Here is a 12,001-nt window from a genome sequence, read left to right as displayed (position 1 = left end):
GGGTTGCAGATTGAATTGCACACAGCGGCTGCGGTGTTATGCAGGTATGCAAAGACCGGATCGGCTGCGCAGAAGCATGGGCAGCCGATCGAGCAATGCTCAGAATTTGTAAGTGGCTTCCAGCTGGTAACGACGACCGAACACCTGGTAGCCGCCATCGTCCTGATTGGCCAGACGGTTGGGCTTGTTGTCGGTGTAGGCGCGCAGCGGCTCGTTGGTGAGATTGCTGGCCTGGAAGCGGAAGCCGAGCTGCTTGCTGTACTGCCAGTTCAAGCTCAGATCCACCGTGCCTTCGCTCTGCAGGCGCGCCAACCGTGCAGCATTCCAGCCGTACACCACCGTGTAGGGGCTGTGGTACTTGTAGCCCACGCGCGCTTCGAAGGTGCCGGTGCTGTACCACAGGTCGAATGTGCCGGTCTTGCGTGCCAGCCCGCTCAACGGCAGCGGGTTGTCTTCCGGCGAGAATTCCTTGAGGTTGGAATCCACCAGCGAATAGTTCGAGTAGACGCCGAAGTTTTCCATGTGCGGGATGAAATAGAACGGTGTCTGGAAGGTGAGTTCAACGCCATTGATGTAACCGCCACCGCCATTGAACGGCGCGCTGACCAGGTAATCCAGGCCGTTGATCACTTCGCGGTCGGTGCGGTAGCCGATGCTCGAATCCACTTCCTTGCGATACACGGCCAGGGCGGCGAGCGCTTCGGTGTGGAAGTACCACTCGTAGGAGACATCGACCTGCGTGGCCTTGAACGGATCCAGCTGCGGGTTGCCACCGCTGCCGGTGAGCTGGCCAACGGTGACGCTGGGGTCGTCCAGACGGCGGCCAGTGCGTAGTTCGTCCAGGGGCGGACGCGCAATGACCTTGGCCACCGCAAAGCGCAAGATGCGTTGGTCGTCGATCAGGAAATTCAGCGTGGCGCTGGGCAGCGCATCGGTGTATTCCTTGCTACCGGTGCTGGGCTGGATGGTGCTGCCGACCGAATCAAACCCATCACTGGTGGTCTTGGTGTTGACCAGGCGCACGCCGACATTACCGGTGACATCGGTGCCGAACAGCTGCGAGCTGAAGACCGCTTCGGCGAAGGCTTCGCGCACGTCTTCCTTGACGTTCCAATGGTCAAGCAGTTGTTCGTCGAGCGTGCTCGGATCGAAACCGCCGAAGCCGATGCGCGCGATCTCGGCCATGTTGCCGCCGGTCAGCGTGGGCACGTTCAAGTCCGGCATGGTCACCGGGTAGATCAGGTCTTGGTACGCCGAGATCGGCTGATCGTAGCCGGACTGGTTGCTGAGGAAGCGACGGTTCTCTTTTTCGCGCCGTGCAACGCGCGCGCCAAATTCCAGCGACGTGAACGGGCCGGCATCCACTGCACGGCTGGCATTGAGGGCCAGTGCGGCGATCTTGTCGCGCAGTGCCTGCGGCTCGGTCTGCCCGGCAATGCCATATTCGGGCGTGTCCGAGCTGGTGCTGATGGTGGGGGTGACGCTGCGGCGGAAATCGAACGACACCGTGTCCGGGTTGCTGCCGAAACGCACCGCCTGCCAGGTGTTGTCGCGCTTGGCCTGCGAGAACGACAGGTCGCTGCCCAGGGTCCACACATCGCCGCTCCACTTGGCGTTCAAACCGCCGGCGGTGAGTGTCTTGACCTCGTTGTAGTGGCTGACCACATGGTCGACCTGCAGGTTCGAATTGCCCAGCGTGCCGGCCACCACATCGCCATCGACGATGGTGTAGGACGAGCCCGGCGTGGTGTATGGATTGGTGTTGCCGGAGAAGGTGCTGAACGCCAGCCCGTTGAACCAGTTCTGCAACTGGTCTTCGTCGATTTCGATGCGCGAATACAGGCCGTCGAACTTCAATTCGAAATTGCCCGAGCGCCATTGCACGGTGCCCATCGCGCCGCTGCGGGTCTGGTCGATCAGCTTGAGCTGGTCGGCCGCGCCCCACGGGGTCGGGTCCACGGTGCCGTCGCCATCCACATCGCGCGAGGTGGTGGCATCGGTATAGCCCCAGCTGCCGATCGAGGAGCTGGCGTTCTTCTGCTTCTGATAGGTGGCGCCCAGCGCGACCGCCAGGTTGTCGTTGATTTTGTGCACCCAACTGGCGCCGAAGCGGCTGCCCCACGGCGAGTAGCCGTCCACATCCTTGGCGTGGTCGTAGAACACCGGGCCGGCGGTGCCGACGAATCCCGGCCCGGTGTAGTCGAGCGGGCTGATGGTGGAGATGTCCACGGTGGCGGCAAGACCGCCGGCGACCAGATCGGCCGACTGCGTCTTATAGACCTTGACGGTGGAGACGATCTCGGTGGGAAACACTTCCCAGCGCACCGCACGATTGGGTTCGGAGGAGGCGATTTCCCGCCCGTTGACGGTGCCCATGGTCATGCGCGGGCCCAGGCCGCGCACGGTGGCCAGGCTCTCGTTGCCGCGGTCGCGGGTGCCGTTGACGCCGGGCAGGCGCACGAGTGCCTCGGCCACGGTGACATTGGGCATCTGACCCATGTTGTCTGCAGAGATCACTTCCATGACGTGATCGGACATCTGCTTAGCTTGCACGGCCTGATTCAGGCTGGCGCGCTGGCCGATCACGGTGATGTTGTCGAGCATCACCGGCGCCTGCCCATTGCTGGCGGCGGTGTTGGTGTCGCTGGCCGGCGGCGTGGCGGGCGCGGTTTCCTGCGCGTGCGCGCTGAACGCGGTAGCCAGCACGCAGGCAATGGTGGTGCAGAGGATGTCGCGGACAGGCGTGCGGCGCAGGCGCCGGCTGGCCGGACGGCCGGTATGGTGAACAGGCATCGGTTGATCCCTCCCAGGACAAAGTGACCCAATAAGGTGGTGGCTGCTGGTGCGGCCAGCCGCATGGGGCGGGTCTGGCGCGTCCACGCGGGCGTAGCGAGTGGTGCAGTGCTGCGTGATGGGCGTTGTGCGGTCGTTTGCGTGGCGCGGCAAGCGCGATGCGTCGCGCTGGCGTCCCCCTGTCTTGCATGTGTCCGCTTCAGGGTAGAAGCGCAAGTCATTCCATTCCAATGAAGCATTTTGCGGCAGCTATCTCGGCTTGGAATGCTGCGCTGCGGTAATGGTGTTCGCTTGCTCGAAGGAAGTCGGTGTAGCAATTGCGATTCCAACTCTCCATTCCCAATGTCCAGCACGACGCTAACGCGCCCTTGCCGGCAAACGCGGCAGCGCAGGAAACGCGCGCTGCACGCAGTCGCTGCGCTCGCAGGTCAGGCAGCCCGGGCCAATCGGTACCGCATCGTCTACTGCGTTTAAATCCCAGCCGCGTGCATAGACGAGTTGATCGGCGTGGCGCAGGTCGCAGCCCATCGCCAGGGCAAACGTCTTGCGCGGCCGGCCATAGCCGGGTGGGCCGCTGCTGACCTGGCGGGCCAGCCAGAAATAGCGCCGGCCATCGGGCATGCGCGCGATCTGGGTGAGGATGCGGTCGGGCTGGTTGAAGGCTTCGTACACGATCCATAGCGGGCAGGCGCCACCGACATGCGAGAAGTGGAAGTCAGTGGCCGAGTGACGCTTGGAGACGTTACCGGCGCGGTCTACCCGCATGAAAAAGATCGGCAAACCGGCTGCCCCACGCCGCTGCAAGGTGCTGAGCCGGTGGCACACTGCTTCGAAGCCTACGTCGAAGCGGTGGGCCAACCATTCGATGTCGTAGCGCGAGGTTTGTGCGCTGTGCAGGAACGCCCTGTACGGCATCACCAGCGCGCCGGCGAAATAGTTCGACAGGCCAATCCGCGAGAGCGCGATGCGTTCGGCGTCTTCGAAACCGGCATCGGCAATGCGCGCGTCCAGCAGGGGCGCGCATTCCAGCAATGCCAGTTGCGCGGCCATCTGGAACGCCTGCTGGCCCGGCCGTAGGTGGCCCGGTAGCCACAGCACGCGTGCCTGCGCATCCATGCTGCGTTTGTCGCTGCGCAGGTCGGCGGCGTCCTGCACCAGCAGGCCATGACGATCGGCGAGCCGTTGGCGCAGCCGCAGCGGCAGATTTTCCGGGGTCAATCTAAGTTCGGCGTAGAGCGCTTCGGCGCGCTCGTCCAGTTCGGGCAGATAGTTGTGCGCGCGGTTGAAGTAGTCGCGCACCTGCTCGCCAGGCGACAGCGATGGCATCGCCGCGTGCTCGACGCCGATCTGCAATTCCAGCGCGGCGTTGCGTTCGAGCAGATGCTGATGCGCGCGATGCAGGTCCAGCAGCGCCTGCGCTACTTGCGGCAGGTTGCCGGTGAGCGTGCGTAGTTCGGCGGGTAGCAGGGGGTGGCCCAGGCTGCGCAACGATTCGTCCAGCGGCTCGACCAATGCGGCCGGGTCGTCCAGGTCCAGTAGGCCGTCCAGGTCGCCCAGCGTGGCTTTGAGTCGCTGCTGGATCGCCAGCGTGAGCGGGCGCTGGTTACGTTCGATCTGGTTGAGATAGCTCGGCGACAGGCCAAGCCGGCGCGCCAACTCGGCCTGGGTTAAACCATGGCGTTGGCGTAGCCGCTGCAGGCGCAGGCCGAGCTGGTGGCGGAGTTGGGAGTGGGCGTGAGGCATTCGCAAGATTCGCAAAATTGTGTCGCGAGCTTAACGCGATTAAGCAGTCGCAAGCTGGGAATGCCAGGTAGCGATGCGAACAATGCGAATCGATGGCCGGCAACGGCCCGGAGTCCTTCTTAACTAGCGAGCCCTGCAATGAGCGAATCCGTCCCGCGCGTGTCCTTGTTGATCGATGGCGAGTTGGTGGTGTCCGCCAGTACGCACTGGCAGGACGTGGTCAACCCGGCCGATCAATCGGTGCTTGCCCAGGTCCCCTTCGCCACCACCGCCGAAGTGGACGCCGCAGTGGTCGCTGCCAGCCGCGCCTTCGTCAGCTGGCAAAAGACGCCGATTGGCACGCGCGCACGTATCTTCCTCAAGTACCAGCAGCTCATCCGCGAACACATGCCTGAACTGGCTGCGCTGCTCAGCGCCGAGCAGGGCAAGACCCTGGCCGATGCCGAAGGCGATGTGTTCCGTGGTCTGGAAGTGGTGGAGCACGCTGCGGCAATCGGCAATCTGCAGCTGGGCGAACTGGCCAACAACGTCGCCAACGGCGTGGACACCTACAGCTTGCTACAGCCGCTGGGCGTGTGCGCTGGCATTACCCCGTTCAACTTCCCGGCGATGATTCCGCTGTGGATGTTCCCGATGGCGATCGCCACCGGCAACACCTTCGTGCTAAAGCCCTCCGAGCAAGATCCGATGGTGACCATGCGCTTGGTGGAGCTTGCGTTGGAAGCCGGCATTCCCAAGGGCGTGCTCAACGTCGTGCACGGCGGCGAAGAGGTGGTCAATGCGCTATGCGATCACCGCGACATCAAGGCGCTGTCGTTCGTCGGCTCCACCAAGGTGGGCACGCACGTGTATCAACGCGCCTCGCTGGCCGGCAAGCGCGTGCAATGCATGATGGGTGCCAAGAACCACGCCGTGGTGCTGCCGGATGCCAACCGCGAGCAGACTCTCAATGCGATGGTTGGCGCTGCATTCGGTGCCGCCGGGCAGCGCTGCATGGCCGCCTCCACGCTGGTGCTGGTGGGTGAAGCACGCACGTGGATTCCGGAGTTGGTAGCCAAGGCCAAGAGCCTGAAAATCGGCGCCGGCAATGCGCCGGGCACCGAAGTTGGCCCGCTGATTTCCCGCGCCGCACGCGAGCGTGTGGAAGGCTTGATCGCCTCCGGCGTGGAGCAGGGCGCCACCCTGGAACTGGATGGCCGCGCGCCGCAGGTGCCGGGGTTCGAGCAAGGCAACTTTGTTGGGCCGACCATCTTTTCCGGCGTCAAACCCGGCATGCGCATCTACGACGAAGAAATCTTTGGGCCGGTGCTGGTGATTCTGGAAGCCGCCACGCTGGACGAGGCCATTGCCTTGGTCAACGCCAATCCCAATGGCAACGGCACGGCGTTGTTCACCCAATCCGGCGCGGCTGCGCGGCGTTTCCAGGAGGACATCGATGTGGGTCAGGTGGGCATCAACGTGCCGATTCCGGTGCCGGTGCCGCTGTTTTCCTTCACCGGTTCGCGTGCCTCCAAGCTCGGCGACCTGGGCCCGTACGGCAAGCAGGTGGTGATGTTCTACACCCAGACCAAGACCGTGACCGCGCGCTGGTTCGACGACGAGACGCTGTGCCATGGCGTCAACACCACCATCTCTCTCAAGTGACCCGATTGCCATGAACGCAGCCATCCAGCTATATCCCAACGCGGCCGATTTGAACGACGAGCAGGAAGCCTTCCGCGCCGTCGCCCGCGATTTCGCCGACAAGGAGCTTGCCCCGCACGCAGCACAGTGGGACGCAGAAGGTCACTTCCCGCGCGAAGCCATTGCCAAGGCGGCCGAACTCGGTTTTTGCGGGCTGTACACCGATGAAGGCGTGGGCGGCCTGGGCATGCGCCGGCTCGATGCGGCGGTGGTGTTCGAAGAACTTGCCACAGTGGACCCGTCCACCTCGGCCTTCATCAGCATCCACAACATGGCCACCTGGTTTATCGCCAGCTACGGCACCGATGCGGTGCGTGCGCAGTGGGGCGAGGCGATGACCAGCGGCGCCAAACTGGGCTCGTACTGTCTGACCGAACCGGGCAGCGGCTCGGATGCGGCATCGCTGAAATCCCGTGCGCAGCGCGATGGCGACAGCTATGTACTCAATGGCAGCAAAGCCTTCATCTCCGGCGCTGGCGCGACCGATGTGCTGGTGGTGATGGCACGCACCGGCGAAGACGGCGCACGTGGCATCAGCGCCTTTGTGGTGCCGGCCGATGCGCCTGGCATCACTTATGGCCGCAAGGAAGAAAAGATGGGCTGGAACAGCCAGCCCACGCGCGGTGTCACCTTCGAAAACGTGCGTATTCCGGCCGAGAATCTGCTTGGCAAGGAAGGCGAAGGCTTCAAGATGGCGATGAAGGCGCTGGATGGCGGCCGCATCAACATTGCCGCATGTTCCTTGGGCGCCGCGCAAGGCGCACTGGATGCCGCGCGTCGCTACATGGGCGAGCGCCGCCAGTTCGGCAAGAAACTGGCCGATTTCCAGGCGTTGCAATTCAAGTTGGCCGACATGGCCACGCAGTTGGTGGCCGCGCGGCAGATGGTGCACACCGCTGCACGCAAGCTCGATGCCGGCAGCCACGATGCCACCGTGTGGTGTGCGATGGCCAAGCGCTTCGCCACCGATGCCGGCTTTGCGATCTGCGACGATGCCTTGCAGATCCACGGCGGCTACGGCTACATCCGCGAGTATCCGATCGAGCGTTTGCTGCGCGACAGCCGCGTGCACCGCATTCTGGAGGGCACCAACGAGGTAATGCGCATGATCGTGGCGCGTCATCTGCTCAATGGCGAGGAGGAACTGCGATGAGCGATTGGGAACAGGGCGTCCATCCCGGTCTTCAGGTCGAGCGCGATGGTCACCTGGCCATCGTGACCTTGAGCAACCCACCGGCCAACACCTGGACCGTGCACAGCCTGGCGGCCTTGCGCGATCTGGTGCGCGCACTGGATGCAGACCGCAGCATCTACGCGCTGGTGATCACTGGCGAAGGCGAGAAGTTCTTCAGCGCCGGCGCCGATCTCAAACAGTTTGCCGATGGTGACAAGGCCAATGCACGCGAGGCGGCGCGCCGGTTTGGCGAAGCATTCGAAGCCTTGACTGCGTTCCGTGGCGTGGCGATCGCTGCGATCAACGGCTATGCGATGGGCGGCGGGCTGGAGTGCGCACTGGCCTGCGATCTGCGCATCGCCGAGCAGCAAGCACATCTCGCCTTGCCCGAAGCCAGCGTTGGTCTGCTGCCATGCGCAGGCGGTACCCAGAACCTGCCGCGCTTGGTCGGCGAAGGCTGGGCCAAGCGCATGATCCTGCTCGGTGAGCGTGTTGACGCTGCCACGGCGCAGCGCATCGGTTTGGTGGAAGAGGTGGTTGGGAAGGGCGAGTCACGCGCGTTGGCGATTGCCTGGGCGCAACGTGCCGGCAAGCAGAGCCCGGTCAGTGTGGCGGCGTGCAAGCAGTTGGTGCAGTCCACGCGCCATGGCACGCACGCGGCCGCGCTGATTGCCGAGCGCGAGGCGTTCGTCGATCTGTTCGAACACGCAGATCAGGCCGAAGGCGTGGCCGCATTTCTGGACAAGCGCGCACCGCAGTGGAGTAACCACTGATGGCGGAGGTCAGCGCAACCGACGACGCACCTGTGCTGTTTGAGCAGCGCACCTGTGCCGATGGACATCGCATCGGTATCGCTACCTTGAATGCCCCCAAGACGCTCAATGGTTTGTCATTACAGATGACGCGGCTGCTGGATACGCAGTTGCGCGCCTGGGCCGACGATGCGCAGATCGCATGTGTGGTGTTGCGTGGCGCCGGTGAAAAAGCGTTCTGTGCCGGCGGCGATCTGCATGGCCTGTACCAGAGCATGCGTGCGCATCGCGATGCAGTGCCCGACAGTGCAGCGCGACGCGCAGCGCCGCAGGCCAACGCGCATGCCGCCGCGTTCTTCGAAGAGGAATACCGGCTCGACCACCGCATCCACACCTACCCGAAGCCGCTGCTGTGCTGGGGCCACGGCATCGTGATGGGCGGTGGCATTGGCCTGATGGCCGGTGCCAGCCATCGCGTGGTCACCGAACGCTCGCGCCTGGCCATGCCGGAAATCAGCGTCGGCTTGTTTCCCGATGTGGGCGGTAGCCGGTTGCTGCGCCGTGTTCCGCAGGGCGCCGGCCTGTTTCTCGCACTCACCGGCGCTTCGCTGGATGCCAGCGATGCGATTTATGCAGGGCTCGCCGACGTGCGCCTGGAGCATGCGCAATACGCAGCGGTGCTGGATGCGCTGAGTGCGCACGCCTGGACGGGCAATGCCGACGACGACCGCACGCAACTCAGTGCATTCCTGCATGGCATCGCGCAACCGACCGAGCCGGGCCCGCTTCAGCTCCATGCACAGCTGATCGAACAGTTGGTGGCCGGCGAATCGCTTGAACACGTCGTGGCTGCAATCCTGGCGCTGCAGAGCGGAGACAGCTGGCTGCAGGCTGCACGCGCCACGTTGGCGGCAGGCGCTCCGGGTTCGGCGCGCCTGGCCTGGGAGCTGCATCGTCATCCGGGTACCACGACGCTGGCCGACACCTTCCGTACCGAATACATGGTCGCATTGCACGTGGCGGCACATGGCGATTTTGCCGAAGGCATCCGCGCGCTGTTGATCGACAAGGATCGTCAACCGCACTGGCAGCCAGCATCGCTGGAAGCAGCCGATGCGCAGTGGGCTGCCGACTTCTTCGTTGCGCCCTGGTCGGCTGCACAGCATCCGCTTGCCGAATTGGGAGCGGCGACCTAGGTCTGCACCGAGTGGCTGGCAACTCGCGAAGCGTGTTTGCTTACGCCGGATTGCATCGCGATTGCCGCCTCTCATCGTGTGTCATCGCAGCTGAAAACTGGTAGTTGCTCCGTGCTTATCAGTCATCCGCGATGACATCGGCAATGTAGTGAAGACCGTCCTAATTTGGAAACCGACACCATGAGCAAGATCGCTTTTATTGGCCTGGGCAATATGGGCGGGCCAATGGCCGCCAATCTGATCAAGGCCGGGCATCAGCTGCGGGTGTTCGATCTCGCACCGGCTGCCCTGGACGCTGCAGCAGCGTCCGGCGCGCATGCAGCCAGCTCTGCACAGGACACGCTGGCCGATGCCGAGATCGTGATCTCGATGCTGCCTGCGAGCCGCCACGTCGAAGGCCTGTATCTGGGCGACTCCGGCATCCTGGCGCAGATTCCGCCCGGCGCGCTGGTCATCGACTGCAGCACCATCGCACCAGTCTCAGCACGCAAGGTGGCTGATGCGGCCAAGGCGCGTGGCCTGACAATGTTGGACGCCCCGGTCTCCGGTGGCACCGCCGGTGCCGCAGCCGGCACGCTGACCTTCATCGTCGGCGGCGCTGTCGAGGTGCTGGAGCGCGCACGCCCGGTGCTGCAAGCCATGGGCAAGAACATTTTCCATGTCGGCGATAATGGGGCAGGGCAGGTCGCCAAGCTCTGCAACAACATGGCCTTGGGCGTGATCATGGCGGCCACCGGCGAAGCGTTGGCGCTCGGCGTGGCGCAGGGCCTGGATCCGGCAGTGTTGTCGCAGATGATGGCAGTCAGCACCGGGCGCAGCTGGGCCACCGAAGTGTGCAATCCCTGGCCCGGCGTGCTGCCCAATGCCCCTGCATCGCGCGGCTACAGCGGTGGCTTCGGCAACGACCTGATGCTCAAGGATCTGGGTCTAGTCGCCGAATCGGCCGTGCAGGCCGGCGTCTCGATTCCGCTCGGTGAGCTGGCGCGCAACCTGTATGCAATGAACAGCCAGGCTGGTAATGGGGCGCTGGATTTCTCCAGTGTGGTCAAGCTGGTCGCCAAGGTCTGAAGAGTCCGGCCCGTGCTGCTCATTGATGGGGCGGTGCGGAGCGTGGAGGGGCGCCTGGACCAGGTGTCAATTCGCCTTCAGCGGCAGTGGAGACGACTGCTGTCACAGGTCATCAATGTGTTGTCGGCAAGCGGCGCACGCGACCACCTCGGACTGCATGCGCGAGCGTGCGCCCTGTTCAAAAGGCTCGTCAGCATCTGGGACTTCGAGCGCGTGCGCCGCGTGGTCCTGGGGCACGTCGCCGGTGTTCGAGAGCACGCTGCGACTGCGGACACACACAAAGGTGACACCAAAGCATTCCTGCGTGATCGCCAGTGCTGGTGCCTTCCATCCAGGTCGTGACTGCACCCATCACGCTCTGCATTAGCGCAACCACTGCGCTTTGCCGGCCATCCGCATGGCTCGCGTGATGTGATGTCATCACATGTAGGTGTAATAGTCTCCGTCATCGCGTGCGCCTAAGGTGCGCGCATCGCACGAGACCACGACCTCCATGGGACACGACCACAACCACGCACCCAGCGAAATTCGCCACGAAACACCCTTGTGGTGGGCGCTGGGCCTGACCGCTACCTTCCTGGTGGCAGAGATCATTGGCGCGTTCGTGACCAACAGCCTGGCGCTGTTGTCCGACGCCGCCCATATGGCCACCGACACCGTCGGCCTGATGATCGCGCTGGTCGCAGTGCGCTTGAGCCGTCGCCCGGCCGATGCCCGGCGCACCTATGGCTATGTGCGGCTCGAAGCGCTCGGCGCATTGGCCAATGGCGCGCTGCTGTTCGCAGTGGGCGGCTACATCCTGTGGGAAGCCGGGCAACGCTTTCGCGCCCCGCAGGACATCGCCTACAGCGGCATGCTGCTGATCGCCGGCTTCGGCCTGGTGATCAATCTGATCGCGATGAAGCTGCTGCATGCCGGCAGCGGCGAAAGCCTCAACGTCAAGGGCGCCTACCTGGAGGTCTGGAGCGACATGCTCGGCTCGGTGGCGGTGATCATCGGCGCCTTGCTGATCCACTGGACCGGCTGGCAGTGGATCGACCCGGTACTGGCCGTGCTGATCGGCCTGTGGGTGCTCCCGCGCACCTGGGTGCTGCTGCGCGAGGCGATCAACGTGTTGCTCGAAGGCGTTCCCAAGGGCATCGACCTGGCCCAGGTGCAGCAGGCACTCGCCAGCCATCCCGATGTCGAAGACGTGCACGACCTGCATGTGTGGGCGCTGGCCTCCAGCACGCCTGCGCTTACCGTGCACATCGTCGTCAACGAGGCAACCGACCGCGACGGTCTGCGCGACGCGCTCGGCACCTTGCTGCGCGACCGCTTCGACATCGCCCACGTCACCCTGCAGGTGGAAAGCGGCGACTGCGGCACCGAACCGTGCGGCACGCCAAAGCCCGCTGCAGACGCTGGCCATGACGTGCATCATGGGCACAGTCATGCGCATGGGCACTCCCATCATTAAGGTCTTGTAACAGCAGGTCGGCAGGTCATCGAATTAGCGCGTTTTGATCTGCACAATCAACAGGAAGGGTTCGGCTCTAGCGCAACATATCTACATAGATGTCGACTGCGAAGGAATAGGTGCCAACCTCTGC

At 64.0% G+C, this 12,001-nt stretch carries 8 protein-coding genes; 6 read left to right on the top strand and 2 right to left on the bottom strand.

Translation table 11 applies throughout. From position 1 onward, the window contains the following. Positions 1-99: 99 nt before the first annotated feature. The gene (locus NX05_RS15020; RefSeq protein WP_039435623.1) at positions 100-2,793 is read right to left on the bottom strand and encodes a TonB-dependent receptor; all 2,694 of its coding nucleotides are present in this window, start codon (positions 2,791-2,793) and stop codon (positions 100-102) included. 357 nt (positions 2,794-3,150) lie between these two features. Next, positions 3,151-4,536 carry a helix-turn-helix domain-containing protein gene (locus NX05_RS15015; protein WP_039435621.1) on the bottom strand — a complete coding sequence of 462 codons (1,386 nt, stop codon included), beginning with the start codon at positions 4,534-4,536 and terminating at the stop codon, positions 3,151-3,153. Positions 4,537-4,674: 138 nt separating this feature from the next. Between NX05_RS15015 and NX05_RS15010 the strand changes: the two genes are divergently transcribed. From NX05_RS15010 to NX05_RS14980, 6 genes are all read left to right on the top strand, one after another. Next, positions 4,675-6,180, top strand: a complete 1,506-nt coding sequence (locus NX05_RS15010; RefSeq protein WP_039435619.1) for a CoA-acylating methylmalonate-semialdehyde dehydrogenase — start codon at positions 4,675-4,677, stop codon at positions 6,178-6,180. A 10-nt stretch (positions 6,181-6,190) separates the two neighbouring features. Then, entirely contained in the window at positions 6,191-7,372 is a 1,182-nt protein-coding gene (locus NX05_RS15005; RefSeq protein ID WP_017121671.1) for an acyl-CoA dehydrogenase family protein, read from the top strand. Beyond that, on the top strand, positions 7,369-8,166 hold the full coding sequence (locus NX05_RS15000) for an enoyl-CoA hydratase (protein ID WP_039435616.1): 798 nt from the start codon (positions 7,369-7,371) through the stop codon (positions 8,164-8,166). Before NX05_RS15005 ends, NX05_RS15000 begins: the two co-directional genes overlap by 4 nt. Beyond that, positions 8,166-9,341, top strand: a complete 1,176-nt coding sequence (locus NX05_RS14995; protein ID WP_039435613.1) for an enoyl-CoA hydratase/isomerase family protein — start codon at positions 8,166-8,168, stop codon at positions 9,339-9,341. The genes NX05_RS15000 and NX05_RS14995 overlap by 1 nt, the downstream gene beginning before the upstream one ends. Positions 9,342-9,506: 165 nt before the next feature. Further along, positions 9,507-10,409, top strand: coding sequence for a 3-hydroxyisobutyrate dehydrogenase (mmsB, locus tag NX05_RS14990; protein WP_080762900.1), 903 nt, complete (start codon positions 9,507-9,509; stop codon positions 10,407-10,409). Between the two features lie 493 nt (positions 10,410-10,902). After that, the gene (locus NX05_RS14980; protein ID WP_039435612.1) at positions 10,903-11,868 is read left to right on the top strand and encodes a cation diffusion facilitator family transporter; all 966 of its coding nucleotides are present in this window, start codon (positions 10,903-10,905) and stop codon (positions 11,866-11,868) included. Positions 11,869-12,001 lie beyond the last annotated feature (133 nt).

This window comes from Xanthomonas vasicola (assembly GCF_000772705.2).
Taxonomy (GTDB): domain Bacteria; phylum Pseudomonadota; class Gammaproteobacteria; order Xanthomonadales; family Xanthomonadaceae; genus Xanthomonas; species Xanthomonas vasicola.
The sequence above is the reverse complement of the archived record's forward strand: the minus strand, read 5'-3'. Positions and strand labels throughout refer to the sequence as shown.

Excerpts from the sequence above, each read along its gene's own strand:
- NX05_RS14980 (WP_039435612.1), top strand. The coding sequence starts at position 10,903 with ATGGGACACGACCACAACCACGCACCCAGCGAAATTCGCCACGAAACA.
- NX05_RS15020 (WP_039435623.1), bottom strand. The coding sequence starts at position 2,793 with ATGCCTGTTCACCATACCGGCCGTCCGGCCAGCCGGCGCCTGCGCCGC.
- NX05_RS15005 (WP_017121671.1), top strand. The coding sequence starts at position 6,191 with ATGAACGCAGCCATCCAGCTATATCCCAACGCGGCCGATTTGAACGAC.
- NX05_RS15015 (WP_039435621.1), bottom strand. The coding sequence starts at position 4,536 with ATGCCTCACGCCCACTCCCAACTCCGCCACCAGCTCGGCCTGCGCCTG.
- NX05_RS14995 (WP_039435613.1), top strand. The coding sequence starts at position 8,166 with ATGGCGGAGGTCAGCGCAACCGACGACGCACCTGTGCTGTTTGAGCAG.
- NX05_RS15010 (WP_039435619.1), top strand. The coding sequence starts at position 4,675 with ATGAGCGAATCCGTCCCGCGCGTGTCCTTGTTGATCGATGGCGAGTTG.
- NX05_RS15000 (WP_039435616.1), top strand. The coding sequence starts at position 7,369 with ATGAGCGATTGGGAACAGGGCGTCCATCCCGGTCTTCAGGTCGAGCGC.